General features: G+C 59.8%; 28 protein-coding genes. 10 read left to right on the plus strand and 18 right to left on the minus strand.

Going from position 1 to position 26843, the window contains the following annotated elements:
• The first annotated feature begins 20 nt into the window (after positions 1–20).
• Positions 21–1031 (plus strand): 4-hydroxybenzoate octaprenyltransferase, encoded by a 1011-nt coding sequence (gene ubiA / locus ACZ25R_RS16890; protein ID WP_472461640.1) that lies wholly within the window; start codon positions 21–23, stop codon positions 1029–1031.
• Here the strand turns inward: ubiA and ACZ25R_RS16895 are convergent.
• The 4 genes from ACZ25R_RS16895 to ACZ25R_RS16910 form a co-directional block, all read right to left on the minus strand.
• Positions 1028–2320 (minus strand): aminotransferase class V-fold PLP-dependent enzyme, encoded by a 1293-nt coding sequence (locus tag ACZ25R_RS16895; protein ID WP_472461641.1) that lies wholly within the window; start codon positions 2318–2320, stop codon positions 1028–1030. The two genes, ubiA and ACZ25R_RS16895, sit on opposite strands and share 4 nt — an antisense overlap.
• Positions 2321–2414: 94 nt before the next feature.
• Positions 2415–2987 carry a DUF6101 family protein gene (locus ACZ25R_RS16900; RefSeq protein ID WP_472461642.1) on the minus strand — a complete coding sequence of 191 codons (573 nt, stop codon included), beginning with the start codon at positions 2985–2987 and terminating at the stop codon, positions 2415–2417.
• Positions 2988–3273: 286 nt separating this feature from the next.
• Positions 3274–4689 carry an FAD-binding oxidoreductase gene (locus ACZ25R_RS16905; protein ID WP_472461643.1) on the minus strand — a complete coding sequence of 472 codons (1416 nt, stop codon included), beginning with the start codon at positions 4687–4689 and terminating at the stop codon, positions 3274–3276.
• On the minus strand, positions 4686–5678 hold the full coding sequence (locus tag ACZ25R_RS16910; RefSeq protein ID WP_472461644.1) for an L-threonylcarbamoyladenylate synthase: 993 nt from the start codon (positions 5676–5678) through the stop codon (positions 4686–4688). The genes ACZ25R_RS16905 and ACZ25R_RS16910 overlap by 4 nt, the downstream gene beginning before the upstream one ends.
• Before the next feature lie 167 nt (positions 5679–5845).
• On the opposite strand from ACZ25R_RS16910, the gene ACZ25R_RS16915 reads away from it, so the two are divergent.
• A complete protein-coding gene (locus ACZ25R_RS16915; protein ID WP_472461645.1) occupies positions 5846–6265 on the plus strand; it encodes a hypothetical protein in 420 nt (139 codons plus the stop codon).
• Between the two features lie 51 nt (positions 6266–6316).
• On the opposite strand, the gene glyS is transcribed toward ACZ25R_RS16915, so the two are convergent.
• The 4 genes from glyS to ACZ25R_RS16935 all read right to left on the minus strand — a co-directional run bounded on the left by glyS (position 6317) and on the right by ACZ25R_RS16935 (position 12713).
• Positions 6317–8611, minus strand: coding sequence for a glycine--tRNA ligase subunit beta (gene glyS / locus ACZ25R_RS16920; protein ID WP_472461646.1), 2295 nt, complete (start codon positions 8609–8611; stop codon positions 6317–6319).
• Positions 8611–9546, minus strand: coding sequence for a glycine--tRNA ligase subunit alpha (locus tag ACZ25R_RS16925; protein WP_472462506.1), 936 nt, complete (start codon positions 9544–9546; stop codon positions 8611–8613). The genes glyS and ACZ25R_RS16925 overlap by 1 nt, the downstream gene beginning before the upstream one ends.
• A gap of 179 nt (positions 9547–9725) precedes the next feature.
• Positions 9726–11543, minus strand: a complete 1818-nt coding sequence (locus tag ACZ25R_RS16930; RefSeq protein WP_472461647.1) for a tetratricopeptide repeat protein — start codon at positions 11541–11543, stop codon at positions 9726–9728.
• Between the two features lie 153 nt (positions 11544–11696).
• Positions 11697–12713, minus strand: a complete 1017-nt coding sequence (locus ACZ25R_RS16935; protein WP_223611574.1) for a polyprenyl synthetase family protein — start codon at positions 12711–12713, stop codon at positions 11697–11699.
• Between the two features lie 173 nt (positions 12714–12886).
• On the opposite strand from ACZ25R_RS16935, the gene ACZ25R_RS16940 reads away from it, so the two are divergent.
• The 6 genes from ACZ25R_RS16940 (at position 12887) to moaB (ending at position 16529) form a co-directional block, all read left to right on the plus strand.
• Positions 12887–13108 carry a putative signal transducing protein gene (locus ACZ25R_RS16940; protein ID WP_117282345.1) on the plus strand — a complete coding sequence of 74 codons (222 nt, stop codon included), beginning with the start codon at positions 12887–12889 and terminating at the stop codon, positions 13106–13108.
• A gap of 3 nt (positions 13109–13111) precedes the next feature.
• Positions 13112–13885: a methyltransferase gene (locus tag ACZ25R_RS16945; RefSeq protein WP_472461648.1), complete on the plus strand. Its 774-nt coding sequence runs from the start codon at positions 13112–13114 to the stop codon at positions 13883–13885.
• A gap of 79 nt (positions 13886–13964) precedes the next feature.
• Positions 13965–14822, plus strand: coding sequence for a S49 family peptidase (locus ACZ25R_RS16950; protein WP_472461649.1), 858 nt, complete (start codon positions 13965–13967; stop codon positions 14820–14822).
• 85 nt (positions 14823–14907) lie between these two features.
• Complete coding sequence (locus tag ACZ25R_RS16955) at positions 14908–15093, plus strand: hypothetical protein (RefSeq protein WP_091880998.1); 186 nt, start codon at positions 14908–14910, stop codon at positions 15091–15093.
• Positions 15094–15099: 6 nt separating this feature from the next.
• On the plus strand, positions 15100–15984 hold the full coding sequence (locus ACZ25R_RS16960; protein WP_472461650.1) for a 4-(cytidine 5'-diphospho)-2-C-methyl-D-erythritol kinase: 885 nt from the start codon (positions 15100–15102) through the stop codon (positions 15982–15984).
• A gap of 2 nt (positions 15985–15986) precedes the next feature.
• Positions 15987–16529 carry a molybdenum cofactor biosynthesis protein B gene (moaB, locus tag ACZ25R_RS16965; RefSeq protein ID WP_472461651.1) on the plus strand — a complete coding sequence of 181 codons (543 nt, stop codon included), beginning with the start codon at positions 15987–15989 and terminating at the stop codon, positions 16527–16529.
• Positions 16530–16532: 3 nt separating this feature from the next.
• Here the strand turns inward: moaB and ACZ25R_RS16970 are convergent, their stop codons facing one another.
• Complete coding sequence (locus ACZ25R_RS16970; RefSeq protein WP_464662892.1) at positions 16533–17039, minus strand: glycosyltransferase family protein; 507 nt, start codon at positions 17037–17039, stop codon at positions 16533–16535.
• Positions 17040–17187: 148 nt separating this feature from the next.
• On the opposite strand from ACZ25R_RS16970, the gene ACZ25R_RS16975 reads away from it, so the two are divergent.
• Together ACZ25R_RS16975 and ACZ25R_RS16980 are read left to right on the plus strand one after the other, a co-directional pair.
• Complete coding sequence (locus tag ACZ25R_RS16975; RefSeq protein ID WP_472461652.1) at positions 17188–18339, plus strand: PA0069 family radical SAM protein; 1152 nt, start codon at positions 17188–17190, stop codon at positions 18337–18339.
• Positions 18340–18476: 137 nt separating this feature from the next.
• Positions 18477–19136, plus strand: coding sequence for a ribonuclease HII (locus ACZ25R_RS16980; RefSeq protein ID WP_472461653.1), 660 nt, complete (start codon positions 18477–18479; stop codon positions 19134–19136).
• Between the two features lie 68 nt (positions 19137–19204).
• Here the strand turns inward: ACZ25R_RS16980 and ACZ25R_RS16985 are convergent, their stop codons facing one another.
• From ACZ25R_RS16985 to ACZ25R_RS17025, 9 genes are all read right to left on the minus strand, one after another.
• Positions 19205–19684 carry a F0F1 ATP synthase subunit B gene (locus ACZ25R_RS16985; protein ID WP_464663208.1) on the minus strand — a complete coding sequence of 160 codons (480 nt, stop codon included), beginning with the start codon at positions 19682–19684 and terminating at the stop codon, positions 19205–19207.
• Between the two features lie 11 nt (positions 19685–19695).
• A complete protein-coding gene (locus tag ACZ25R_RS16990) occupies positions 19696–20322 on the minus strand; it encodes a F0F1 ATP synthase subunit B (protein WP_223611583.1) in 627 nt (208 codons plus the stop codon).
• A 93-nt stretch (positions 20323–20415) separates the two neighbouring features.
• On the minus strand, positions 20416–20643 hold the full coding sequence (locus ACZ25R_RS16995; protein WP_008125314.1) for a F0F1 ATP synthase subunit C: 228 nt from the start codon (positions 20641–20643) through the stop codon (positions 20416–20418).
• Between the two features lie 71 nt (positions 20644–20714).
• Positions 20715–21467, minus strand: coding sequence for a F0F1 ATP synthase subunit A (locus tag ACZ25R_RS17000; protein ID WP_223611584.1), 753 nt, complete (start codon positions 21465–21467; stop codon positions 20715–20717).
• 35 nt (positions 21468–21502) lie between these two features.
• Positions 21503–21913 (minus strand): AtpZ/AtpI family protein, encoded by a 411-nt coding sequence (locus ACZ25R_RS17005; protein ID WP_223611585.1) that lies wholly within the window; start codon positions 21911–21913, stop codon positions 21503–21505.
• A gap of 603 nt (positions 21914–22516) precedes the next feature.
• Positions 22517–23632: a cell wall hydrolase gene (locus tag ACZ25R_RS17010; RefSeq protein ID WP_472461654.1), complete on the minus strand. Its 1116-nt coding sequence runs from the start codon at positions 23630–23632 to the stop codon at positions 22517–22519.
• 252 nt (positions 23633–23884) lie between these two features.
• Positions 23885–25357 carry a ribosome biogenesis GTPase Der gene (der, locus tag ACZ25R_RS17015; RefSeq protein WP_223611587.1) on the minus strand — a complete coding sequence of 491 codons (1473 nt, stop codon included), beginning with the start codon at positions 25355–25357 and terminating at the stop codon, positions 23885–23887.
• Between the two features lie 17 nt (positions 25358–25374).
• On the minus strand, positions 25375–26055 hold the full coding sequence (locus ACZ25R_RS17020) for a tetratricopeptide repeat protein (protein WP_464662887.1): 681 nt from the start codon (positions 26053–26055) through the stop codon (positions 25375–25377).
• 152 nt (positions 26056–26207) lie between these two features.
• Entirely contained in the window at positions 26208–26789 is a 582-nt protein-coding gene (locus tag ACZ25R_RS17025; protein WP_464662886.1) for an NnrU family protein, read from the minus strand.
• Positions 26790–26843: the final 54 nt, after the last annotated feature.

The following is a 26843-nucleotide window of genomic DNA, read 5'->3' on the forward strand; positions in this document are numbered from 1 at the left end:
GCCCGCTGCAAGGTCACGCCATGACACCGGAAAAAGACATCATACAGTCAAGCCAAGGCCGGGGCCGCGTTTTCGACGCGCCATCGGGACATTGGGTTTATCGCGCACTGCCAGCCTGGCTGTGGCCCTACGCGCAGCTGGCGCGCTGGGACCGCCCTATCGGCTGGTGGCTCCTGCTTTGGCCCTGCTGGTGGTCCGTCGCCCTGGCGTCCAGTGCCGGCGCCAAGGTGGGCGATTCCGTCTGGTCGATCATTCCTTCCCCCTGGCACCTCGCCCTGTTCCTGATCGGTGCGGTCGCCATGCGTGGCGCGGGCTGCACCTACAATGATCTGGCCGACGAGGACATCGACAACCAGGTGGCGCGCACCCGTTCGCGTCCGCTGCCTTCGGGCCAGGTGACGCGCAAACAGGCCAAAATATTCATAGTGCTGCAGGCGCTTGTGGGGCTGCTGGTGGTCATCCAGTTCAACCTCTTCACCATTCTTCTCTCCATCGCCTCGCTGGTGATTGTTGCGATCTATCCGTTCATGAAGCGCATCACCAACTGGCCGCAGCTCGTGCTCGGGCTCGCCTTCTCCTGGGGTGCCCTTGTCGGCTGGTCCGCGCATTTCGGGGCACCAGCGACGCTGAAAGACTTTCTCCCGCCGCTGCTGCTTTATGCCGGCTCGATCCTCTGGGTGATCGGCTATGACACGATCTACGCCCACCAGGACAAGGAAGACGATGCCCTCGTCGGCGTGGGTTCGACGGCGCGGCTGTTCGGCAGCCGCACCCGCGAAGCGCTGATGGTGCTCTATGGCGGCGCGCTGGTGCTGTTCCTCGGGGCGTTTGCCGTGGCGGAAGTGCCCATGCCCGCCGTCGCCGGTCTTCTGGCGGCAGGAGCACATATGTACCGCCAGATCATGGTGCTCGACATCGACGATCCCGCACAATGCCTGCGCCTCTTCCACTCCAACAAAGTTGTCGGCTGGCTGATTTTTGCCGGGCTGGTGCTCGGCGCGCTGTGGACGGTGGTCAAACCGTTCTTTTAGCTTGAACTGATTGCACTCAAGCCTTCAACCAATCGGTCAAGCTCAGCCTCTGTCGTGTAGAGCGCTGGCGAAACCCGCAGGCATTGGCCTTTGGCCACCCCGGTGCGCCGGACGGTCAGGACACGATGCTTGTCGCGCAATGCCGTCATCAAGGCATTGTTGTCGTCCTTGCTGATCTTGCCCTTGATGCGGAACGACGTGATGCCGGCATGCATGGTGTCATCGTCGGGCGTGAGGATTTCGACAGTTTCGATCGCTCGGGCCTGCTTCACCCAGTAATTGCGAAGATAAGTCAGGCGTGCCTGTTTGCGCTTCGAGCTGATCATCTCGTGCAGATCGAGCGCGGCAGGCACGCTCAAGGTCGCGGCGAAGTTGGTGGTGCCGGTATGAACACGTGAGCGGATATCGTCCTTCGGCCAGTCTTCATCGGCCAGATCGCGGTCGATATCGGCCAGCCTTTCCTTGCGAATGTACAGGAAGCCCATGCCAACCGGTGCGCCGATCCATTTATGCAGGTTGAAGCCGACGAAATCCGCGCCGAGATCGGTTACCTTGAAATCCATTTGACCCCAGGAATGGGCTGCATCGACCACCACATCCACACCGCGGGCACGGGCCATGTCGGCAATCTCGCGAATGGGCATGACAAGCCCGGTGCGATGGGACAGATGGGTCAACAGGAGCAGCTTTGCCTTGGGAGTCGCCTCCAGCACGGTGCGATAGGCATCGAGCACGGCTTCCCGCGTCGCCGGCTCCGGAATGGCGAAGGTCTTGACCTCGACACCCCTGCGGCCCGCCAGCGCATTCATGGCATACTGCATGGAATCATAATCGAGATCGGAATAGATCACCGCATCGCCCGGCTGCAGCTTGTTGTAACCGGTGATCAGCTTTTGCAGGGCTTCGGTGGCGCCGCGCGTCAGGGCGACTTCCTCCGGCGCTGCACCAACCGCCCCGGCAACCCGGTTGCGCACATCCTCGGCGTCCTTGCCAAAGGCATTGCGGGCATAGACCGTATTCTGCCGGTTTACGCGCTGCGTGTTTTCCAGATAGGCCTGCAGCACAGGGCGGGCCATGATACCCCAATAGCCATTCTCAAGATTGGCGATCGAGCGCTCTACATCGTAGAGATCGCTCACGGCGGCCCAATAGGCACGGTCCGTGGCAATGGCCGTGTCATTGGCGGCAGGAAGCACCGCTGTTTCCATGGCTGATGCCTTGACGATTGTTGCGGCGAGCGCGGTTGCCGCGCTGCCCATCAGAAAATGACGACGTTCTATACCTGGCATCGGACCGATCCTTCACGCGCTGTGTTCCATCTGGTTCCTGATTAGGACTCCAATGTCACAGCTGCATGAAGGAATTGACGGTGAAGCCGATTGTTCAGCGATTGCTGGAGGCGATGATTTCCTCACCGCCGACGACGAGACGCAGCCCGAGATTGCCCATCTTGCGGCGGGCCAGAAAACGCGGACGGCGGCGGCGCGGTTCACGGCCCTGGCGGCGTTCCACGGGTTCGCCCACGGCAACCGGCCCGATGCTCTGCTCGAGCTGGCGGGCTTCGCCGTCTTCCTCGACCAGCATCATCGGCAGCTTGAACAGATTGGACCAAGCGCGCCAGTCTGCGGCGATGTCATTGAGATCGTGAGCGACCAGCAACGGCACCGAAAGATGCGGATCGCTGTGCATCAATTCGAGTGTCACGGTGATGTCGCCGAGCTCGTCCTCGGCGGCACGGGCCGTCACGCCCTGAAAGGCGCAGACCGGCAGGGCCAGCGACACCGGCAGGTTGCTGTTCGGCAGTACGCGCTTGACCACCGCGCCGCGCTCATGCAGCGAGAAGGTAATGTCGCCCCGGTCATCGCGCGTGGCGTAGGTGACGGTCTGTGGCAGGTGGAATGGGTCGAGCCGGAATTCCTGGCCTGCCCAAACCGGCTTTGCTCCGGCTTTTTTCATGTGACGCCTTCTGTCGATCCTGAGAGCCGGTTTTCCGGTCTTCTCTTTTGTATTTCCCTGTAGAAGCGGACCAATTTTTTCTGGTCTCGTATGGGAAAACAATAGGCGCCAATCCCCCCGCTTCCGCTTAACGAACGCGGTTAACCGTTTCTCATCGCGGGGAATGGTTATCGAAATTCGACCATCGGTAAGGTTTCAAAAAGAGAGATAAACAAAAGACTGACGGGGAAGCTCGACTTGCATCGAAACGCTTCCCCACCATCGACAGAACCATGAAACAGCGCGCTCAGATCACCTTGCCAGGATTCATGATGCCGGCCGGATCGAAGGATGCCTTGATCCGGCGCATCAGATCGAGCGCCACCGGCGACTTGGTTTCCGACAATTCCTTGCGCTTCAACTGGCCGATGCCGTGCTCGGCGGAGATCGATCCCTTGTAGGCGCGGACGATCCCATGCACGCGGGCATTCACCTCGCCCCAGCGCGCAAGGAACGCTTCCTTGTCGGCACCGGCGGGCTGGGTGATGTTATAATGCAGATTGCCGTCGCCCATATGGCCGAAGGACACGATGCGTGCCCCGGGTATCATCTCAAGCACAGCCGCATCGGCTTCGGCAATGAATTCCGGGATGCGGGCCACGGGCACCGAAATGTCGTGTTTGATCGAGCCGCCCTCCGGCTTCTGCGCCATCGACATGGCTTCGCGCATATGCCAGAAGGATTTTTCCTGCGCGGTGCTGTCGGCAATCGTGGCATCTTCGACCAGTCCCGCCTCAAACGCCTCCGTGAGAATAGCCTCGATGGTCTCGCGCGCATCTTCAGCGGAGCGCGACGAGGAAATATCAATCAGCACATACCAGTTGTGCACGCCCTGCAGCGGATCGCGCGCACCTTCCGTATGCGCCACCGAAAACTCGACGCCAATGCGCGGCATCAGTTCGAAGCCGGTCAACGCCGCACCGGCATGGCTCTGCGCCAGCCCCAGAAGTTTCAGGGCGTCCTCGGGGCTGTTCAGCCCGGCATAGGCAACGCCCTTGCCCTTGGGCAGCGGGAAGAGCTTCATGACAGCCGCGGTAATGACGCCGAGCGTGCCTTCCGCGCCGACAAACAGATCCTTCAGGTCGTAGCCGGTATTGTCCTTCTTGACGTAGCGCAGATCGTTGAGAATCTCGCCGGTCGGCAGCACCACCTCGACGCCAAGGCAGAGTTCACGCGTGTTGCCGTAAGCCAGCACCGCCGTGCCGCCCGCATTGGAGGAGAGATTGCCGCCGATCTGGCAGGAGCCTTCCGAGCCCAGCGAAAGCGGAAACAGGCGCCCGGCCTGTTCTGCCGCTTCCTGCAATTTCTGCAGGACGACACCGGCTTCGACGATAATGAGATTGCCGGCGGGCTCGACCGAGCGGATCTTGTTCAGGCGCGACAGGGACAGGATGACCTGCTGCCCCGTTTCATCGGGCATCTGGCCGCCGACAAGGCCAGTATTGCCGCCCTGCGGCACGATGGCTGTTGCCGTCTCAGTGGCCAGCTTCAGGATTGCCGATACTTCATCCACGGTGGACGGCCGCAGGACCAGCGCCGTCTTGCCGCCGAATTTTTCCCGCGGTTCGATCAGGTAGGGTTCGATGTCCTGCGCGTCATGCAAGGCATTTTTCTCACCCACGATGGCAGTAAAACGGGCAACAAGGTCTGGCGTCAGGGTCATTTGATCTGTTCCAACTCTTCTATGGGAGGCACGCGCGGCGCGGCAGCGCGGACAAGGCGGTCATTGATGGCTTCGCCCAGTCCGGTGAAGGGGATCGGCTCGACAGCAATGACGGCACCGCCGAGACGGTCGAGACGCTTCATGTAATCGAAAAGATTGGTGGCGGCCTCCCGCAGATTGCCCGTCTCGCTGAGGTTGAGACACGCGCTCGCCCTATGGGCATCCGCAGCGCGGTCCGGACCGAAGGCCAGCAGTGCCTCGCCATCCCGCACCTCGTGCACATTGAGGCGGACACCGGCGGCAGGAGCGTAGTGCGAGGCCATCATGCCGGGCGCCTCGATCGCGGCACGCTGGTCCATGCGCCGCAGCGATTGACCAATGAGCGCTTCGATATCCTCGGCGGCAAGCCCGCCGGGCCGCAGCAACAGAACCGCGTCGCCATCCACCTTGACGATGGTCGATTCCAGTCCGACCTCGGACGGACCGGCATCGAGGATCAGGGCAATCTTGCTGCCGAGATCATCGGCGACTGCCTGGGCACTGGTGCCGCTGATCCTGCCGGATGTGTTGGCGCTGGGGGCGGCCAGCGGATGACCGAGCGCTGCGATGATCTTTCCGGCGATACCGCGCGGCATGCGCAGTGCCACCGTATCGAGACCGGCCGCCACCAGGGGATGAATATGGGTGTCGGGCCGCAGCGGCAGGACCAGTGTCAGGGGACCGGGCCAGAACGCATCCATCAGTTTGCGAGACAACGGATCGATCACCGCATAGCGTTCCGCCATGGCGATATCCGAGACATGGCAGATCAGCGGATTGAAATGCGGCCTGCCCTTCGCTTCGAAGATACCGGCAACGGCATCGCCATTGGTGGCGTCAGCCGCCAGGCCATAGACTGTCTCGGTCGGAATGGCGACAAGCTGGCCTGCAGCCAGCGTCTGGGCCGCCTTCAGAATTGCCTGTTCATCTGGTGCTATTGTCTCGGCCAAGGGCGCTTCTCCGATCGTGCGCATTGCCTACACGATGGGCAGGGCTCGCCGCAAGCCTGCGCTGATGAACTCACCGTATGAGGTGATGCGTAAAATTGAATCCACCCGTGGTAAAAATTAGCAAGGTTTGGCTGATAGAGATGGGCGGTCAACGAGGATAGAGCCACATGTTCCGCCATCTGCTTGCCATCATAGCTGCTGCCCTTATCGCACCGGCCATTGCGCACGCCGGAGAATCCATCAAGCTCAAGGGCCCGTCGGCACGGCCAAACTCGGTCACCTTTGTCGGCTATGACAGTTTCGATGCCAATGGCAATCCTGTCTGCACGCCCTGCATCGAGCAGCGCGCGGCAGAAGCCGCCAAGCTTCAGGCCTATCTGGAACGCCGCGAACGCTCGCGCCAGTACATGGCCCGCCTTCAGGGCAACGGCCCCAAACCGGACTCTTTTATCGCCACCGCCAATGCCGCGACACTGCCGGCAGCACACGCAGCACCGGTCGCGAAAACCACGGCACCAACGGCACCCGCCGCCGCCAGCGGATTGCTTGCAGTCGAAGCGACGCCGCTGCGCGCCAGCATGCAATAAGCCAGCGCAAGGCCAGCGGACAAGCGCGAGCTTTTCGCGCCTGCCCGTTGATTATCCAGCAATTTTCGAGAAGTCAGCGACCGTGTTCGTGGCTGTGCGGATACGGGCAAGCAGCGCCAGGCGATTGGCTCGAACGGCCGGATTCTCGTCATTAACCAGCACATCTTCAAAAAATGAATCAACCGGTTCACGCAAAGCACTCAGTGCAATCATGGCGCCGGAAAAATCCTGTTTTTGAATCGCTTGCGCCGCGTCCTTCTCAGCCTGATTCACCGCGGCGAAGAGCGTCTTTTCCGCGTCGAGTGCAAGCAGCGCCGGGTCAACCGTATCGGCGACAACCGTACCCTTCTTCTCCTCGGCACTCAGAATATTGGCTGCGCGCTTGGTGCCGGCCAGAAGGTTCTTGCCCTCTTCCGAGTTGAGATAGACCACCAGCGCTTCAACGCGGCGAGCGATCAGCAGAAGATTATCGGCGCCGTCCGTCAGCACGGCATCGATCAGGTCATGCCGTGCGCCGAGTTCGCGCAGATGCACTTTCAGGCGATCATGGAAGAACGCCAGAAGGTCGAGCAGAACCGGCTGCGCATGCTCGGCCACCTCGCCGCGCAAACGCTTTTCAAAACCGGAAATGGCATTGGTGACATCTTCCTCACCATCGACATCGCCGGAATTCTGGGCGGCCTGCTGCGCCTCGTAGCGCTCGACATGCTTTTCGACGGCGTCTTCGCGCAGTTGCGCAAAGGCGGCCTGGAACAGCGGCAGAAGCGCGATCTGCCAGTCGCTTGAAAGCAGCAGGCGGATGACGCCAAGCGCCGCACGGCGCAGGGCGTAGGGGTCTTTCGAGCCCGTCGGCTTTTCGTCGATGGCCCAGAAACCGACCAGCGTATCGAGCTTGTCGGCAAGCGCCACAGCCACGGAAACCGCATCGCTTGGCACAAAGTCGGATGGCCCTTGCGGCTTGTAATGTTCTTCAATCGCGGCTGCGACCGATGGATGTTCCTTCTGCAGCAGCGCATATTTGCGGCCCATGCCACCCTGCAGTTCCGGGAACTCGCCGACGATTTCCGTCGTAAGGTCGGCCTTGGCCAGTGCGGCCGCACGGGCGGCCAGTACCGGGTCGGCCCCGACCAGCGGCGCGATATCGCGTGCCAGCGCCTTGATCCGCGTGACGCGCTCGCCCTGGGTGCCGAGCTTGGCGTGGAAGGTGACGTTCAGGGCGTCGAGCCGCGCCATGCGCTGATCGAGCGGCTTCTTCAGATCGAGATCGAAGCGGATGGCGGCAGCCGCGAGCTTTTCCATATCGGGCAGATCGTGCTGGTCGGTCGTCCAGAAGTAGAGCGCGTCGGAAAGACGGGCACGGACGACCTTGCCATTACCGTAGGCGATCTCCTTGCCGCCGTCGCTGGCCACGATATTGGAAACCAGGATGAACTTGTTGGAGAGCTTGTCCGTCTCGCCGACTTTGCGCGTGACAAAGCACTTCTGGTTCGTCTTGATGGTGAGACGAATGACCTCCGGCGGGATGGCAAGGAAATTGTCCTCGAATTCGCCCATCAGCACGACGGGCCACTCGACGAGACCCGACACCTCTTCCAGCAGGCCTTCGTCCTCGACCAGTTCAAGGCCCGACGCAAAGGCTATATTCTGCGCATCCGCCAGAATGATCTCCTTGCGGCGATCCGCATCGAGCACGACCTTGGCCTTTTCCAGCTTGGCGACATAATCGTCAAAGCGGCGAACGGTGATCGGCTGGCCGTCGCTCAGGAACCGGTGCCCATAGGTGATATTGCCGGAACGCAGGCCACTCACCTCGAAATCAACGACAACCGGTTCTTCGGTCTCACCGCCGAACATGCAGACGATCGACTGAAGCGGACGCACCCAGCGCAGGCTGCCTGCCTTTGCCGAGGCTGCCCCCCAGCGCATGGATTTCGGCCATGGAAATTCGCGAATGATTTTTGGCAGGAGTTCCGCGATGATTTCTTCGGCGGGCCGGCCCGGCTTTGTCAGATGGGCGACGTAGAAATCACCCTTCTTCGGATCCGTGTGCACGTGGGCCTGTGCAATATCCGTCAGGCCGGCGGAACGCAGAAAGCCTGCAATGGCTGCCTCCGGCGCGCTGACGCTCGGTCCCTTGCGATCCTCATGCACGTCTTTCGACCGTGCGGTCAGGCCGCGGATATCCAGCGTGAGACGGCGCGGCGTCCAGTAGTCACCAGCCGCTTCATAGGTGAGGCCAGCCTCGACCAGACCATCGGTGACGAGCTTTTTCAGATCGCCGGCCGCCTTGCGCTGCATGCGGGCGGGAATTTCTTCCGAGCGAAGTTCGAGCAAAAGATCGGGCATTATACGGACTCACTCTTGAAATTGACGCCGCCGGCTTCGGTCAGAAGGAACGCCTCGCCGCACTGCCGGGCGAGATTGCGGACCCGCAGGATATAGCTCTGCCGCTCCGTCACCGAGATCACACCGCGCGCATCGAGCAGGTTGAACGCATGCGAAGCCTTGATGCACTGGTCATAGGCCGGAAGGACCATCCGGTGCACCGGGCTGTTGTCGCCGTCCTTGGGTGCGCCCGCGTGCAGAAGCGCCGCGCACTCGGCTTCCGCATCCTCGAAATGCCGCAGCAGGACCGACGTGTTGGCATGTTCGAAATTGTGCCGCGAATATTCCTGTTCCGCCTGCAGGAACACATCGCCATAGGTGACCTTTTCATCGCCCTCGAGGCCATTGAAATTCAGGTCGTAAATGCTGTCGACGCCCTGGATATACATGGCGAGCCGCTCCAGACCATAGGTCAGCTCACCCGAAACGGGCGCGCATTCAATGCCGCAGACCTGCTGGAAATAGGTGAACTGCGACACTTCCATGCCATCGCACCAGCATTCCCAGCCGAGCCCCCAGGCGCCGAGCGTCGGGCTTTCCCAGTCATCCTCGACGAAACGCACATCATGCAGCAGCGGATCAAGGCCGATGGCCGCCAGCGAGCCGAGGTAAAGCTCCTGCAGGTTGGCAGGCGATGGCTTCATGATCACCTGATACTGGTAATAGTGCTGCAAGCGGTTGGGGTTTTCGCCGTAACGGCCATCCTTGGGGCGGCGCGATGGCTGGACGTAGGCTGCCTTCCATGGCTTGGGACCGAGCGAACGCAATGTTGTCGCCGGGTGAAAAGTACCCGCGCCGACTTCCATGTCATAGGGCTGCAGGATGACACATCCATGCTGGGCCCAGTAATTATGAAGCGTCAGGATGAGACCCTGGAACGAACGGGTCGGGTGCATATGATCGGGCAATGGGACGGTCACCGGTCAGGCCTTTTTGACGGGAAATGGAGTGCCCGTCCTAAGGCGTGCCGTCTGACCGGTCAAGAGAAAGGAAGCCATGACAATGGCTTTCGCAGGTACCCGCAGCGGAAATCATGGCAAGGGTGCCGGGAAAGCACCCTTGTTTTCAACGATGATCAGCCCTTGTTGTCCGGAGCTGGAACGGGGGCCGCTGGTTGCGGCGCTGGAGGTTCCGGTGCTTTCGGGGCATCGCTACCATTCTTGGCAACGCCCGGTTCCTTTGCATCGGGAAGGCCGTTCTTCAGCTTTTCCTCGATCTTGACCAGATCTTCCGGCTCAGGCTTGGAATCGCGGGCGTGGGCCCATTGGAAAGTCGCTTCCAGCTTGCGCCCCGCACGCCAATAGGCATCGCCCAGATGATCATTGATGGTTGCATCTTCGGGACGCAGCTTCACCGCCTGCTCCAGCTGGATGACAGCATCGGCATAATTGCCCATCCGGTAATAGGCCCAGCCGAGCGAGTCGACGATATAACCATCCTGCGGACGGGAGGCGACGGCCTTCTTGATCAGGTCCAGCCCCTGCTCCAGCTTGATATTCATGTCGATCCAGGAATAGCCGAGGTAATTCTGCACCTGCGGCTGATCCGGATAGAGTTCAAGCGCCTTGGTGAAATTCGGCTCCGCCTTGTCCCACTGCTTCAGCCGCTCATAGGCAATGCCACGCTGGTAGAAAATCATCCAGTCGTTGCGTTCGGGCTTTTCGATCGCCGCAACAGCCTTGTCATAGGTTTCAGCGGCTTTGGCGTAGTTCTTGTCCTGCGCATAGATGCTGCCGATGGCAAGGTAGGTGCGGATATCCTTCGGATCGGCCGCCAGAAGTCCGTTCAAATGCGTGATCGCCTCGTCGTGGCGCTTCAAGATGGCAAGATTGATGGCAATCTGCATTTCCGCATCGCGGTTATAGGCGGAATCGGCAGGAATGCGCGTGAAGTACTCGACAGCCTTTTCCGGCTGCTCCAGCTTGGCACTGATGTCACCGATCTGGAAAAGGGTTGCATCGTGATCGGGGCGCAGCGGCAGCGACATCTGCAGATAGAGTTTGGAAAAAGCTTCCGCTCCGCTGCGGTTGATCGCGGTTGCCAAGGTATAGAGCACTTCCGCCGCGCCCTGCTGCGGGGTCTCTACAAGCGGCTTGACGGCCTTGCCGGACGAAAGCTGCTTGCCGAATTCGACCAGAACCATCCGGCCGGACAGCACTTCCGATGCGTCCTTGATCAGCGTTTCCGCGCCGGCTTTGTCACCGTTGCGCATCTTGAACGAGGCATAGGCCTCGATCAGCCGCTCATAGGTATCGGGCGCGGCAGCCAGGCTCGGGCGGTCCTCGAGAGCGCTCTGATAGAACGCTGCCGCCTTGTCTTTCTGTCCGGCCATGTCGGCGATGAGCGCCGAATTGTAGATCTTGAACAGGGCAAAACCGTCCGGGCCCTTCAGCTTGCTGATCATGGCCAGCGCTTCATTGGGCTTGCCTGCCCCGGCCTTGGCCCAGGCCGAAATCAGACCGGTGATCATTCTGTCGAGATCCGACTGGAGCGACAGCATCATCAGGGTATCCACCTTCTGGTACTGCTTCTTGTTCAGGGCATCGATGCCGAGCGCCAGGCGCGAGAAGCGTTCGATCTCCGGAACCGATTTCAGTTCCTGCGCAATCGGCAATGCTTCCTTGAACTGACCGTCGGTCAGAAGCACCAGCAGAAGGCTCTGGCGCAGTTCCTTGTTTTTCGGATCATAGGCAAGAGCCTGCCGGTAGAAGGAAATGGCGCTGTCGAAATCATTGCTGCGTTCAGCTGTGCGGGCAGAGAGGAAGGCGCCGGACAATGATCCCGCAGCAGTTACCAGATCTTTGCCGGTCGCAGCCGGTGCGGAAATGACACTGATGGTCAAGGCAGCGAGTGTTGCGCCCATCACGGAGCCAAGCAATTTACTGCGCTGCATATACAAAATCCCTCTTCATTGTCGTCATGATGAAATGATCGCCCGAATCCTCAGGAAAAGCATGGCCTTTTTACGGTCCACTCTCAAGTTTCATCGAAAGAATAAAGGCAATTGCCGGCCAGAGGCCATGGCAGGCGTTCGATCCACGACGGATCAGTTCACCCGACTGATGCAAAAGTCGATGACCTCCAGAAGGGCATCCTTCTGCGGCGACTGATCGAGCGGGGCCAATGCATCGCGGGCAATCCCGCCAAAATGCCGGGCGCGCTGGATCGTATCGCTGAGGGCGCCATAGCGGGTCATCAAGCCCTTGGCCTTTTCCAGCGCCTTGTCGTCGTTGACACCGTTCTCCAGCGCTTCCTTCCAGAACAGGCGCTCTTCCGCCGTGCCGCGACGATAGGTCAGAACCACCGGAAGAGTGATCTTGCCTTCGCGGAAATCATCGCCGGTGTTCTTGCCGAGATCCTTGGCATTGCCGCCGTAATCCAGCGCGTCGTCCACCAGCTGGAATGCGAGGCCGAGATTGAGGCCATAGGAGCGCAGTGCCTGGCGATCCGTGCGCGAGGAGGATGCAATGATCGGCCCCACTTCCGCGGCGGCGGAAAACAGCGCGGCTGTCTTGGCCTTGATCACCGCCAGATACTCATCTTCGGTTGTCTCGAGATTTTTTGCCGCCGCAAGCTGCATGACTTCGCCTTCGGCAATGACCGAAGCGGAGGTTGCCAGCACATCGAGCGCTTCGAGCGAGCCGACATCCACCATCATCTTGAACGCCTGGCCGAGCAGGAAATCACCAACGAGAACGCTGGCCTGATTGCCCCAGATCATGCGCGCCGTGCTCTTGCCCCGGCGCAGGTCGCTCTCGTCAACCACGTCGTCGTGCAGCAGCGTTGCCGTGTGCATGAACTCGACGCTGGTGGCGAGCTTGACGTGGCCATCGCCCTGGTAGCCGAACATGCGGGCAGCCGCGAGCGTGATCATCGGGCGCAGGCGTTTGCCGCCGGACGAGATCAAATGGTTCGCCACTTCGGGAATCATCTCGACGTCCGAACCTGCTTTCGACAGGATCAGTTCGTTGACACGGGCCATGTCGGCCTTGGTAAGATCAATCAGCGGCTGCACCGATCCCGTGCTGCTCTTCTTATCGTCCAGACTGACAACAACGCCCAAAACGAAACTCCTAAACTTCTCGCATAATGCGGCGACACCTTATTTTGACAGGCTATAACCCGCAAGCGGCGAATTGGCGCGCAAAAATGGCAGGGGTTACAAATTCGTGATAAAGCCCACACATATGCTACAGGACTTACGGCACTTCCGGGCCAGTCATATGGGTAATGGCAATGATCGAAATCATGCGTACGAACGATCCTGTTCTCATCTCCTTTGTCGAATCACTGCTCAAGGATGCCGGCATCCGGCACTTTATCGCCGATTCCAACATGAGCGTCCTTGAAGGTTCCGTCGGCATTCTCGCACGCCGGGTGCTGGTCGATGCCAACCGGGAGGACGAAGTCCGGCGGTTGCTCAAAGACGCCTGCCTCGAGCGCGAGCTGCGCGGCTGATCCATGCCATCGACCGATACGCCCCATACGCTGGATGCATTCCATCGCGGCCGGTTCCACCTGCTCCAGCCCGCGCTGAAGGGGCACCGGTCCGGGGTCGACGCCATGGTGCTTGCGAGCGCCGTACCCGATGATTTTTCCGGCCGTGTCGCCGACCTTGGCGCCGGTGCCGGGGCGGCAGGTCTTGCCGTTCTCGCGCGCTGCAGCAAGGCCAAGGCGGTCTTGATCGAGCGTTCCGATTTCATGGCCGACTTTGCCCGCAGATCACTCGCGCTGCCGGAAAATGCCGCCATCGCGGCGCGCACCGAACTTGTGCAGGCGGATGTCACCCTGACCGGCAAGGCGCGGGTTGCCGCAGGGCTTGCCGACAATAGTTTTGACTTCGTGATCATGAACCCGCCCTTCAACCGGCCCACCGACCGCGCAACGCCCGATCCGGTGAAGGCGGAAGCCCATGTCATGACCGACGGCATGATGGAGCAATGGATCCGCACGGCCGCTGCCATCGTCAAACCCGGCGGGGCGCTGGCCATCATCGCCCGCCCGGCTTCGACAGCCGAACTGCTCGGCGCCTTGCAGCGCCGCTTTGGCGGACTGATTATCGTGCCGGTGCAGCCAAGACCGCAGGATGCGGCCATCCGCATCATTATCAAAGGTATTCGCGGCAGCCGTGCGGGCCTTACGCTTGCCCCGGCCCTGATCATGCATCACGAGACCGGCAACGGCTTTACCGAGCGTGCAACGGCGATAAACAATGGCCTGACGTCACTTTTGTAGCATTTTCCGCACGGTGCCATTGTGATTTGATGTGCACCGCTTACATGCGCATGACCTGAAAGCATCAAAGGAGAAAGCATTGGCCCGATTGATCCGAAAATTGCTGCCGCGCCGCTGGCGCCCCGATTTCGTGGAGATACCGGTGGTTCGCCTGCACGGCGCCATCATGTCTGGCGGTGGTCAATTCCGGCAAAATCTTTCCCTTGCGTCCGTCGCATCGGTTCTGGAAAAAGCCTTTGACGACAAGGATTCGCCTGCAGTGGCGATTTCGGTCAATTCGCCGGGTGGTTCTCCGGTGCAGTCGCGCCTGATTTACCGGCGCATCCGTGACCTGGCAGCCGAAAAGAACAAGAAGGTCTATGTCTTCGTCGAGGACGTCGCGGCTTCCGGCGGCTATATGATCGCCGTTGCCGGTGACGAGATCATTGCCGATCCGTCATCGATCGTCGGCTCGATCGGCGTTGTCTCGGCAAGCTTCGGTTTTACGGAACTGATCAAGAAGATCGGCGTGGAACGGCGCGTCTATACGGCAGGAAAGAACAAGGCGACGCTCGACCCCTTCAAGCCGGAAAACAAGGCTGATATCGAACATCTGAAGGCGTTGCAGCTGGAAATCCATGACACCTTCATCGATCTGGTCAAGGAACGGCGCGGCGACAAGCTGAGCGACAGCGCCGATCTCTTCACCGGCCAGTTCTGGACGGGAACACGCGGTGTTGAACTCGGTCTGGTCGACGGTCTTGGCGACATGCGCTCCTATCTCCAGTCGCAATATGGCCCCAAAACCAAGCTAAAATTGATCTCGCAGCCGCGCGGCCTGTTCGGGCGCAGAATACCATCCGCCAGCGTGCAGATCGAAGGGCTTGGCAGCGGTTTGGCCAACGGGCTGATGGACGCGGCCGAGGAACGGACGCTCTGGTCGCGTTTCGGACTGTAAACCGGCGCAGGATTTTTTGGCAAGGCCGGAACTCCGTGCTATGAATGCGGATAGGAATGATATCGGTAGTTGAGGGTTACAGACGATGCCACAATTGATCTTTTTTGCTCTTGTCGGCGCCGCCGCCTATTACGGCTATCGTTCGTTCAAGAAGGAAGCACAGCGCGTCTCGCAGCGCGTGCGCGAGGCCGAAAAAGAGGCACAGAATCGTGCACAGGGAACACTGGTCCAGGATCCCGAAACCGGTGAATACCGCCTGCGCAAAGACTGAGCGTCCATGCTTGCCAGTCCTGACCATACAATCAGCCTGACCGCCCCGGCCAAGATCAATCTCGCGTTGCATGTGACCGGCAGACGTGACGACGGCTACCATCTGCTCGACAGTCTCGTCGTGTTTGCCCGTTTCGGCGACCGGCTGAGCGTGACGAAAGCGGCGGCGGATTCCTTCACCCTGTCCGGTCCCTACGGCATGGGGCTTCCCGCCGACGATACGAACCTGGTGCTCCGGGCGCGGGATGCCCTGCGCCGGCGGTATGGCGGGCAGGCAACGCCCGTCGCCATCCATCTGGAAAAACATCTGCCCGTCGCCTCCGGCATCGGCGGCGGCTCCAGCGATGCCGCTGCCGCCCTGCGGGCTCTGGCTGCCCTGTGGGCTATCGATGCCAGCCTGACGGAGCTGGCCGCACTCGGCCTGCCGCTGGGTGCCGACGTACCGATGTGCCTGCACGGCGAGGCGCTGATCGCGCGCGGCATCGGCGAAGAGATCGAGCGCATCGCAGCCTTTCCGCGCCTGCCCATGGTCCTCGTCAACAATGGGGTGACAGTGTCGACACCGCAGGTCTTTTCCGCACTGACCCGCCGCGACAATCCTCCCCTGCCCGCGCTGCCTCCCCTGACATGCCTTGCGGAGGTTTGCGCCTATCTGCGGCAGACGGACAACCATCTTTTCGCAGCCACGCAAAAGCTTGCGCCCTCGATCAACGGAAGCATGCAGGCATTGCTGGACACCAACCCGTTGCTCGCGCGCATGTCCGGCTCGGGCGGCACCTGCTTTGCACTCTACAGCGATGACGCGGCGGCTGATGCAGCCGCAATGCGGTTGCGCCAAAGCCAGCCCGCGTGGTTTGTCGTCGCCACCAGCAGCACTATGGAAGGGAACTGATCTTGGCCCGCATTGACGAGACACGCCCCTTTGTACCCGTCGGGATTGCCGTGCTGACCGTTTCCGATACGCGCACGCTCGATGACGACAAATCCGGCACGACGCTGGCCGACCGCATCACGGCAGCAGGACACCGCCTGGTGGACCGCGCCATCGTGACCGATGACCGCGACGCGATACGCGACAAGGTGCTTGCCTGGTCAAACAGCCCCGATGTGGATGTCGTTATCACCACCGGCGGTACGGGCTTTACCGGCAGGGACGTGACCCCTGAAGCGCTGGAGCCGATCTTTGAAAAGCGCATGGACGGCTTTTCCGAGGTATTCCACCGGATCTCCTACGACAAGATCGGCACGTCGACCATCCAGTCCAGGGCAACCGGCGGTGTGGTCAATGCCACGTTCGTTTTCGTGCTGCCGGGCTCACCCGGCGCCTGCAGGGATGCCTGGGATAATATTCTCCAGTTCCAGCTCGACTACCGCCATATGCCCTGCAATTTCGTCGAGATCATGCCTCGGCTGGACGAACATCTCAAACGGGGCTAACAGCTATTTCGACGCGCCGGGAATAATCTCCGCCCGCAGACGCTTCATGGCGAGACCGCGCGCCAGGTCCGCCGCACTCTTGCCCGGAGCTGACAAAGCCATCGCCTGACGCTTTGAAATCAGCAGCCCGTTGGCCAGAGGATTTCCTGGCGCGAAAACCCGCGCGAAGAACGGCTTCCGATGCGCGTGGGAACGGGTGAAACAGGCTGGCCCCTGCATGCGTTCCACATGAAGGGAGACAGCCTCGATCCAGCCGTCGATCAACCGCGCACCGGGTTCGATGAACAAAATCCAGTCGCTGCGCGCGCGGCGCAGACCGTCGATCAATGTCTGGTCCTGCAGGAAAATACACCCGGCCGCATCAGCCACACGGTGAGTCTGGTCGGTCGAGCCGTGATCGATGACGATGACATCGCTCAACACACCTTCGACAGCTCCGCCCACCAGTCCGCCGAGCGTTCTGGCCAAGGGTTCATCGGCATTGCGGGTTTCGATCAGGACGGAAATCATTCATTTCAGTTATAGTATTATTATTGAAATTTCCATCATCCTTTTTCAGCAGATTGTTCTTGCTTTGTTCTCATAATTTGCTAGGAATACATTCATGTTGCGACGGTATGAGCGACTCAGTCTCGCTCCGGTCTCAAGGAGAATGTCAATGAACATCATGGTACAGGCGGACAAGGCCGCTTTCGGGCAGGGCCGGGCCGAACATGCCAATGTGCTGGTCGACGAAGCCGGGTTGCGGATCGACCATGGACGCCGGCGCGGACGCGGCGCGGGCGTGAACCCATCCGGGCGGTTCGAGCCGGAAACGCGCCATGTCTTTGACGATGGCTGGGAGACAATCGAGGACTTGCCCGCCTTCAAGACCGAGGTGCAGATCGAGAAGCCGCGCACCATCATTACACGCAATGACTCGCCAGATGTCGGATTCGACCGTTCCATCAATCCCTATCGCGGTTGCGAGCATGGCTGCATCTATTGCTTCGCCCGGCCCACCCACAGCTATATGGGCCTGTCGGCCGGTCTCGATTTTGAATCGAAACTGTTTGCCAAGCCCGATGCCGCCAGGATGCTCGACCGCGAACTGTCCAAACCAGGTTACACCGCCAAGACCATCGCCATCGGCACCAATACGGACCCCTATCAGCCGATCGAGAAGAAATGGCGCATCATGCGCGAGATTCTGCAGGTGCTCGAAGAGCATCAGCACCCCGTCGGCATCGTCACCAAATCGGCGCTGATCATGCGTGATATCGATATTCTCGCCCGCATGGCCGAGAAGGGTCTTGCCAAGGTCTGCCTTTCCGTCACGACGCTGGACGGCAAGCTTGCCCGGACGATGGAACCGAGGGCCTCAACCCCGACGCGGCGGCTGCAAGCGCTGCGTGCACTCTCCAACGCGGGCATTCCGACGGGAACCCTGGTGGCTCCGATCATTCCGGGTCTCAATGATCACGAGATCGAGCGCGTGCTTGACAGCGTGTATGCCATGGGTGCGCGCGAAGCCGGCTACGTGCTCCTGCGCCTGCCGCTCGAGGTCAGTCCCATCTTCAAGGAATGGCTGCTGCGCAATTACCCGGACCGTTATCGCCATGTTCTTTCCCTCGTGCGCTCCATGCGCGGCGGCAAGGATTACGATGCGGAATGGGGCAAGCGCATGCGCGGCGACGGTCCCTATGCCTGGCAGATCGGACGCCGGTTCGAAATCGCCGCCAAGCGCCTCGGCATCAATCTCGCCAAGCGCCGTCTGCGCACCGACCTGTTTGTACCAACCGCAGGCAGCGAACAGTTGTCGCTGTTTTAACCAATCAAACGGGTCTCTGACCTGTTTCTGAAAATCCGTCGGGCGCCCCCCATCCCGCTGACGGAAGTCCCGATGCCCTACCCCATCCGCATCGGGGCCTTGCAGAGAATCAGAACGAATGCGAGTCTCGCCGCAACATGGCTCGATCGCGTTCTGATTCTCTGCTTCTTCCTCTCGATACCGGCAAACCCGATTTTGCGACGGAGCGTCGGCTGATGCGCGATGGCGTGCCTTTTGTCGTGGGGATCGACGAAGCTGGTCGCGGGCCCCTGGCAGGCCCTGTTGTCGCTGCGGCGGTCATCCTTGACCCCGAGCGGATTCCCGATGGTCTTGACGATTCAAAACGCCTGACCGCCAGGAAGCGCGAGGAATTGTTCGATATCATTTTGCAGACAGCGCTGGCGTCGGGTATTGCCAGTGTCGCCGCGCCGGCAATCGATGCCACAGATATTCTGAAAGCCGCGCTGGAGGCCATGCGCCGCGCCACCTGCGGCCTTTCCATCCTGCCGGGCCACGCGCTCATCGACGGGCGGGATGTGCCGCGCGGCCTTCCCTGCCCCGGCACGGCGATGATCAAGGGCGACCAGCGTTCGGTTTCCATTGCCGCGGCCTCCATTCTCGCCAAGGTCAGCCGCGACCGGATGATGGCGCAGGCCGGCCGCCACTACCCGGCCTATGGGCTCGAGACCCATGCGGGCTACGGAACAGCGTTTCATCGCAGCGCGATGCTAACCCACGGACCGGTGGTTGGCCTGCACCGTTTCAGTTTCGCTCCGCTGAAGAACCGGGACGTTTAGGGCGGGGCTACGCGCCCAAAAGAAAAAGCCGCCTCGCGGCGGCTTTCCCAAATTCCATTTGCCCTCAATCAGTTCAGGCGGGTCTTCACTTCACCCAAGGAAGACTTGAACAGGTCAGCCGATGTCTTGGCGTCGACCTTGTCCTTGAGGATACGGCCAGCAGCAGCAACAGCGATATCGACTGCGGAAGCGCGAACGTCGTTGACGGCCTCGGTCTCGGCCTGGGCGATCTTCTGCTCGGCAAGCTTGTTGCGGCGGGCAACATATTCTTCCGTCTTCTGCTTGGTTTCCTCAATGATAGCATGGGCTTCGCGCTGCGCAGCGGCAACGATCTCGCCAGCTTCCTTTTCGGCTTCCTTGCGCTTGCGCTGATACTCGGCCAGCAGCGACTGCGCTTCCTCGCGCAGGCGGCGGGCTTCTTCCAGCTCGTCGCGGATACGCTCGGCGCGGCCGTCAAGCGACTTGCCGACAACGCCCGGAACCTTGAGGTAAACCATCAGCGCCAGGAAGATAACCAGCGCAATCAGGGCCCAAAATGTTGCGTCCATCATGCTTCTCCTTAACCGCGCACGGCTTTGACCGCAGCGGAAACACTTGCCGTATCGACAGTTCCACCGATGATCTTCTTGACGATTTCCGCCGCCGTTTCCTCGGCGATGGCACCGACGCCAGCCATTGCCTTGTCCTTGATGGACGCAATGCTTGCCTCGGCTTCAGCCAGCTTCTTTTCCAGGGCAGCAGAGATTTCCGCTGTTTCAGCGTCTGCCTTGGCCTTGGATTCATCACGGGCGGTCTGAGCAATGCTACCGGCCTTTTTCTTGGCTTCGGCAAGTTCCTGCTCATAGGCGGCGAGCGCCTCATCCGATTCCTGCTTCATGCGGGCAGCCTGATCGAGATCGGTTGCGATGCGATCGCGGCGGGTCTCGATGATGCCGCCGATACGTGGCAGAACCACACGCGACAGGAACAGGTAGAAAAATGCAAATGTCAGTGCCAGCCAGAGCAGCTGCGAAGCAAAATGGCTGGAGTCGAAAGGCGGGAAAACACCTTTATGCGCCACACCCGTTTCGGAGTGGGTCGCAGTGGCATGGGCATCAGACGCGCCACCCGTTGCAGCCGTGTCGGCGTGCGCAGGTGTCTCGGTCTGAGCGGTTGTGGATGCGGCATGAGCCGAAGACACAAACATATGTTGTCCCCTTGGTTCGGGCATTTCCCGATCTGCTGACTTTAAATATTATACTGGCCGCGCAGAGCGCAGCCAGTATGAATTGCTTGCTGATTAAACAGCGAACAGAAGCAGAAGAGCGATGAGCAGCGAGAAGATGCCCAGAGCTTCAGTAACGGCGAAGCCGAATACCAGACGGCCGAACTGGCCATCAGCTGCGGATGGGTTGCGCAATGCACCGGAGAGGTAGCTGCCGAAAATGTTGCCAAGGCCGAGGGCCGTTCCGGCCATACCAAAGCAGGCGAGACCTGCACCGATGTACTTTGCTGCTACGGGATCCATGTTAAACTCCTTTGGATAGAATAGTTATTGATCGATTGCGTTTGGCGGAGCCCCGCCGGCGAAGTTCGTTCTCAGTGACCGCCAGGATGCACTGCGTCATTCAGGTACATGCATGTCAGCACGGTGAAGACGTAGGCCTGCAGGAAAGCCACCAGGAATTCGAGACCGGTCAAAGCGACCGTCATGGCGAGCGGCAGAATCGCGCCGCCAATACCGGCAGCTCCGAGCGCACTCAGCGACACCACGAAACCAGCAAACACTTTCAGCGTGATGTGGCCAGCAAGCATGTTGGCGAAAAGACGAACTGAAAGGCTGATCGGGCGGGAAAGGAAAGAAATGATTTCAATCGGCACAACGAGAAGCAGCAGCGGCGCCGGAACACCGGACGGCACAAAAACACCAAGGAATTTGAAGCCGTGCTTGGCGAAACCATAAACGAGAACCGTACCGATCACGAGGATCGCAAGCGCAAATGTCACGATGATCTGGCTGGTAATCGTATAGAAATACGGGAACATGCCGAGCATATTGGCCACAAGCACGAACATGAAGAGCGAGAAGACAAACGGGAAGAACTTCATTCCCGAGGTTCCGGCCGAATCGCGCAGCGTTGAAGCCACGAATTCATAGGCCATCTCGGAAACCGACTGCAAACGGGTCGGGATCAGACCGCGATTGGAGGAAGTCAGGTAGAGAAACGCCGAAGCAACCGCAACCGTCGCAACCATGAAGGCGGACGAATTGGTGAAGGACAGGTCAATTCCACCGACATCAATGGGAATCCATCGTGCAATCTGGAATTGATGGATCGGATCGTTGGCCACGCTAACCTCGTCTATATCGTTCCATGCCCGCAGGCTTATTCCGGTTTCTCACGGTCATCGCTCTTGTCGAGCTCAAATCCGCGGTTCTCCGCCACACGTCCTGCGGAGCGCAGGATGTTCAGCGTTCCGGCACAAAAACCCAGAAGGAGCAGAATGATCAGCCCCCAGGGTGAAGTGCCCAAAAATCGGTCAGCTAACCAGCCCAACCCCGCACCAACCAGAACGCCGGCGATAAACTCGCTCGACAGTTTCATGGCCTGCGCGACACCGGAGGCGGTCCCCGTCCCCTCGTCTTTCGAACCGGTCTTCCCGCCTACGCCCTTTGAAGCCAGTTTTGCTTCCAGATCGCGGCGGCGACTTTCCAGTTCATCCGAAGTCAGCGGCTTTCCGGCATCCGGCGTATTACCGACAGAACCTGACTGATCGGGCTTGTTTCCCGTGGCCAATGGCATGTCCTTTACACGCTGAATGCGAGGCTTCACCCCCGCTTCGAAGTCGCGCGCAACATATTGTTACGATCCGCGCTAGTCAAGGCGCAGAAGCAGGAGTCTCAAGGGTAATTTTCGCGGGAAATTTCAATACCTTAGGTAAATATGACTTTATGTCTCACCTCTGAGGGCAAAAATCGCGCGCGAATCCTGTGGATGAGACAGGTGTTCAGATGCATTTCAGCATCATCGCAACACAGCTTTCCATGACCAATCACGTCGTGCTGCAACCCTGCGTTTCTTGCGGCGCAGATCGAACCAAACGATAAATGATACAGGCCAACAAACATGGCGATTTGAGGGGAAAGCAGAAAACACCGAGCCAGCCGGTGTATCGGGACGATGGGCCTCCCGACCATGGCAATGGCCTTGCCCTCAAACTTGGAGGTGAAACTATGTGGTACCTGCCACTTAGTATCACCCTGATATTGAAAAGAACCCGGACGAGCTGGCAACTCACCATCCGGGTTCAATTCACATAATCAGGAAGGAGGGGCGGGCGAAAGCCTGTCCCTCACTCCAAGGACAGTATAGCAGCTTTTGTTTAGCTTCCAAGGGCCGTCAAATCCAACCACCGCCATAGGTGCGGTAGAAGACGTGCTGGCCAATCTTGTCGACGCGTTTCATGGTGTGCGCCCAGTTTGGCCGGACATAGACGGCGTGATAGTGGGTGGCCGAGCCGACCTCCGGCAGGAAGATGCGCCCTGACGTAACAGCCATCGCTATTTCCTGCGCCATTTTCCAGTATTTCGGCTCCGTCACGACCAGCTTGCGTCCTTCACAGGCGAACGAGAACTGACAGCGGTTGATCCAGTCGTCGTTCTGGTAGACGACACCGCAAATGGTCTTTGGATAGGCAGGGTTGCGGACGCGGTTGAGAATGACCTGCGCAACGGCGGCCTGCCCCTTCAGGCTTTCGCTTCTCGCCTCAAAGTAAATGCCTGTCGCCAGGCATTTCTGTTCTTCCTTGGTGAAAACAACCGGCGGCAGCGGTGATGCCAGCCAGGCATGATCGCCAGCGCCCAACTGCGGGACAAATCGCCCGGGCTGCTTTGGCTCATTGAGAATGTTGTCGAAAGGCGAGGTTTTCGCGTAATCAGGTTCAGCTGGTGCGTAACCCAATGCCAGGACATCCGGCGTGTTGTTGGTGATCAGGCTGGCCAGCATGGGCGAGACCTGCGGATCGGCCTTGGCCGGTGCGCGATTATGAAATGCCAGCGCGATCTGGATTTCCTTGCCGGCGATCTTCGGCTTGGCAAAAGCCATTTCGACTTCAACACCATGGGTCGGACGGATCAGCATGCTCGATCGCTGGAGGATGGAACCTGCACTGAACGCCTTGGGCGGAGCCTTCTTGCTGATGGTGACGATGCGCCCCTGCTTCTCGGCCCGGTTGATGCGATCTTCATCGGGTGTCGCGCCGGGTGATTTCCCGGTACCGTTGACAACGATAGGACCGATGCCCGGCACGTCGATACCACTGGCCGGAACACTCGATGTGATGGCCTTGTCATCGACAAGGGACATATTGGCTTTCTGGATGGAGCCGGCGGGTGACTTTTCCAGATAGGCCGTCCAGCGGCCCTTGCCGGATTCAGTACCCGACAACATGCTGGCCATATCCTGATAGGCGACGATCGTGGGCGAGAACAGATAGATGGCCGTGCCGATAATCACCGGACCGATAAAATTCCTGTTTGTCCGATTCTTTTGCAGGGGCTTCAATGCCCTAGAAAACTCAGAGAAACGCACGCCGATACCCCACTCACAACCGAACAATACTGGTTGCAAAAATGAAGCATTAACCTTGATGGAGAGTTAACAGCCCTCGCAAAAGCGCGTAGCCGATTGGTTTGGCGGACCAGCGCAAATGCAAACCGCCCCCGTGCAAAAACACGAGGGCGGCAGGATTGGTTGCGGAGAAATAGGTTAGCGCTTCTTTTTTGCCCGTCCGGCAAACGGATTATCCGACGTGCGCAGGACCAGCCGCAGCGGCACACCCGGCATATCGAACGTCTCGCGCAGTCCGTTTGTCAGATAGCGCACGTAGGAGGTCGGGAACGCTTCCGGCCGCGAGCAGGAGATGACAAAGCCCGGCGGGCGGGTTTTGACCTGCGTGATGTATTTGATTTTAAGGCGCCGGCCGGCCACGGCGGGCGGCGGGTGATGCGTCGTCACACCTTCCATCCAGCGATTCAGGCGACCGGTGGAAATACGGCGGTTCCATACCTCGTCCGTCGAGGCAACGGCGGCCATCAGCTTGTCGATGCCCTGGTTGCGTTCACCCGAGATCGGGACGGCACGGATACCGCGAATCTGCGGCAGCAGCCGCTCGGTCTTTTCGCGCAGATCGGCCAGCACCATCTGGCGGTTTTCGACCAGATCCCATTTGTTGAAGGCGATGATCGGTGCGCGGCCCTCTCGGATGATCAGATCGGCGATCTGCAAATCCTGCTTTTCGAAGGGGATCGTCGCATCAAGCACGATAATGACGACCTCGGCAAACCGAATGGCCCGCAGTGCATCGCCCACGGACAATTTTTCGAGCTTACCCTGAACACGGGATTTGCGGCGCAGCCCAGCGGTGTCGAACAGCTTGATCTTGCGGCCATTCCACTCCCAGTCGACGGAAATGGAATCGCGCGTGATCCCCGCTTCAGGCCCTGTCAGCAGCCGATCCTCACCGAGCATCGTGTTGACCAGTGTCGATTTACCGGCATTCGGGCGCCCGACGATGGCGATGCGGAGCGGCTTGCTGGAATCATAGGCCGGGATATCTTCGGCATCCGGGTCGTCGATGTCGTCGCCGATCAGATCGTCCTTCGGCCCCGCAACAGCGGGAATGGTGACGGCGACCGCGTCGCTCTCGGGATCTTTCGTCTCGTACTCATCCGGGAAAACGCGCTCTTCTCCCAGTATTTCGACGATCGCGTCGCGCAGATCAGGGAAGCCCTGCCCGTGCTCGGCCGAAATCGGGCAAGGTTCGCCCAGTCCCAGCTGATAGGAATCGTACATGCCGGATTCGGCACCGCGCGCCTCGGCCTTGTTGGCAACCAGAATAACCGGCTTGCCGGAACGGCGGACGAGGTCGGCGAAGGTTACGTCGGTGGGCGTGATACCAGCCTTGGCATCGACAAGGAACAGGATGAGATCAGCCTCCCCGATGGCCAGTTCCGTCTGGGCACGCATGCGGCCTTCCAGCGAATCGCTGGGGACCTCCTCAAGACCTGCGGTATCGATGACATCGAACTTCAGGTCGTACAATTTGGCGGCATGGACGCGGCGGTCGCGCGTAACGCCCGGCAGATCATCCACCAAAGCGATCTTGCGGCCGACAAGCCGGTTGAAGAGGGTGGACTTACCGACATTCGGACGGCCGATAATGGCGAGGGTGAAACTCAAAGACTCAAATTCCTGTGTTAACCGGCAGCAGCAGCGGGTGCTGCGCCAGTGCTGCGAAGCATGTCGAGCATCGTGTCGGCAAACTGGCGGATATTGGCGGGAGCGGCCTGATCATCGGAAATCTGCTTGAACAGCTTTTCCGCATCACCGCCGCGACCAGCTTTCCATGCGGCAAGGCCAAGGGCCTCACGCGCGGAATGGCGCATCGGATTTCCGTCGGACGAAAGAGATTCGACGCGTTTGGCAACATCGTCGTAGGAGCCCGTATCGAGAAGCAGCAGGGCAGCGCGCAGTTTTGCCAGATCCCGGAGGGATTGGGGAACAGAGGCATCCGCCGCAACTTCGTCAAACGCAGCCACTGCGGCCGCCGGGTCACCCTTTTGCGCCTGCACGCCGGCAGCGCGCATGCGTGCCAGCACCGGATAGGCGCCGTAACCGGTCTTTTCCAGTTCACTCAGCGTCTTCAGCGCTTCATCATTCTTGCCGTCCCGGACAAGATTGAGCGCAGCCAGAAACTGGTCGCCGGATTTCGACGCCTGCTTTTCGGTCCAATATTCATAGAAGGCGAAAACACCCGTGCCGACGACAAGGGCCACGGCAGCGCCGATCAGCAGGCCGCCAAAGCGCTTCCAAAACGCCCGCATCTTGTCGGAGCGGAGTTCCTCATTTACCTCACGGAAAAAGCCGTCGTCAGTCATAGTGCCTCATTGGTGCCCTTGGGGCCTGCGATGAAATGAATTGCAGATGCGCGAAGCAGCCCTCGCCGCTCCGCGCACACAGTTAGAGCGCTTTTAGTCGGAAAATCCTCGGGATGTAAGGGCCAAGTGAAAAATAGCCCTCAGCCGGCGGTTTAAACTGGTGATACCCCGATCAGCCAGACATGCAGTTTCCAGACAAACAGGGCATAGAGCACCACACCGGCGACAATGGCCATGATATCGTTGGAAACCGGTCCGGGCACAATCACCGTGCGCATCAGGCCCGCCCGCTCCTGCCGTTTGATGGAAATGCGATCGACCACGGCCCAGGCCAGAAATGACAGGAACAGGACGAGCGACGCCAGATCGCCATTGGCCATGAGATGCGCCAGCGCCCAGATTTTGACGGCAATCAGCGTGGGGTGCTTGAGAATGGGCTTCAGCTTTCCCGGCTTGAAATTCGAAATCATCAGCGAGATGAACGAAAACAGCATCAGAAGCAGGGTGATGTGCTTCAGCCAGACCGGCGGCTCATAAATGAACAGCGAATAAGGCCGCGCCAGCACATACCCCCAGATGATAAGTATCAAACCTAGGAAGGAAATGACGGAGTAAAACCCCTTCCACTTGTTCTCGCCCCATGCGGCGATCTTGTCGAGACGCCATTGCGGCGCAACGATGCGGACCGAGTGAATTCCCAGAAAGACAACAATACCCAGAATCAGCACAAGCATGACCGGTTCCCCCGTTTTCCGGGAGAGTACAGCGGCTTCAGAACAGTTCCAAGA

It is taken from the genome of Phyllobacterium sp. RCAM01083 (assembly GCF_055685835.1).

What these genes read in the sequence shown, in the direction of transcription:
- ubiA (WP_472461640.1), top strand. Translation starts at nt 21, where the DNA reads ATGACACCGGAAAAAGACATCATACAGTCAAGCCAAGGCCGGGGCCGC.
- ACZ25R_RS16895 (WP_472461641.1), bottom strand. Translation starts at nt 2,320, where the DNA reads ATGCCAGGTATAGAACGTCGTCATTTTCTGATGGGCAGCGCGGCAACC.
- ACZ25R_RS16900 (WP_472461642.1), bottom strand. Translation starts at nt 2,987, where the DNA reads ATGAAAAAAGCCGGAGCAAAGCCGGTTTGGGCAGGCCAGGAATTCCGG.
- ACZ25R_RS16905 (WP_472461643.1), bottom strand. Translation starts at nt 4,689, where the DNA reads ATGACCCTGACGCCAGACCTTGTTGCCCGTTTTACTGCCATCGTGGGT.
- ACZ25R_RS16915 (WP_472461645.1), top strand. Translation starts at nt 5,846, where the DNA reads ATGTTCCGCCATCTGCTTGCCATCATAGCTGCTGCCCTTATCGCACCG.
- glyS (WP_472461646.1), bottom strand. Translation starts at nt 8,611, where the DNA reads ATGCCCGATCTTTTGCTCGAACTTCGCTCGGAAGAAATTCCCGCCCGC.
- ACZ25R_RS16925 (WP_472462506.1), bottom strand. Translation starts at nt 9,546, where the DNA reads ATGCACCCGACCCGTTCGTTCCAGGGTCTCATCCTGACGCTTCATAAT.
- ACZ25R_RS16930 (WP_472461647.1), bottom strand. Translation starts at nt 11,543, where the DNA reads ATGCAGCGCAGTAAATTGCTTGGCTCCGTGATGGGCGCAACACTCGCT.
- ACZ25R_RS16940 (WP_117282345.1), top strand. Translation starts at nt 12,887, where the DNA reads ATGATCGAAATCATGCGTACGAACGATCCTGTTCTCATCTCCTTTGTC.
- ACZ25R_RS16945 (WP_472461648.1), top strand. Translation starts at nt 13,112, where the DNA reads ATGCCATCGACCGATACGCCCCATACGCTGGATGCATTCCATCGCGGC.
- ACZ25R_RS16955 (WP_091880998.1), top strand. Translation starts at nt 14,908, where the DNA reads ATGCCACAATTGATCTTTTTTGCTCTTGTCGGCGCCGCCGCCTATTAC.
- ACZ25R_RS16960 (WP_472461650.1), top strand. Translation starts at nt 15,100, where the DNA reads ATGCTTGCCAGTCCTGACCATACAATCAGCCTGACCGCCCCGGCCAAG.
- ACZ25R_RS16970 (WP_464662892.1), bottom strand. Translation starts at nt 17,039, where the DNA reads ATGATTTCCGTCCTGATCGAAACCCGCAATGCCGATGAACCCTTGGCC.
- ACZ25R_RS16975 (WP_472461652.1), top strand. Translation starts at nt 17,188, where the DNA reads ATGAACATCATGGTACAGGCGGACAAGGCCGCTTTCGGGCAGGGCCGG.
- ACZ25R_RS16980 (WP_472461653.1), top strand. Translation starts at nt 18,477, where the DNA reads ATGGCTCGATCGCGTTCTGATTCTCTGCTTCTTCCTCTCGATACCGGC.
- ACZ25R_RS16985 (WP_464663208.1), bottom strand. Translation starts at nt 19,684, where the DNA reads ATGGACGCAACATTTTGGGCCCTGATTGCGCTGGTTATCTTCCTGGCG.
- ACZ25R_RS16990 (WP_223611583.1), bottom strand. Translation starts at nt 20,322, where the DNA reads ATGTTTGTGTCTTCGGCTCATGCCGCATCCACAACCGCTCAGACCGAG.
- ACZ25R_RS16995 (WP_008125314.1), bottom strand. Translation starts at nt 20,643, where the DNA reads ATGGATCCCGTAGCAGCAAAGTACATCGGTGCAGGTCTCGCCTGCTTT.
- ACZ25R_RS17020 (WP_464662887.1), bottom strand. Translation starts at nt 26,055, where the DNA reads ATGACTGACGACGGCTTTTTCCGTGAGGTAAATGAGGAACTCCGCTCC.
- ACZ25R_RS17025 (WP_464662886.1), bottom strand. Translation starts at nt 26,789, where the DNA reads ATGCTTGTGCTGATTCTGGGTATTGTTGTCTTTCTGGGAATTCACTCG.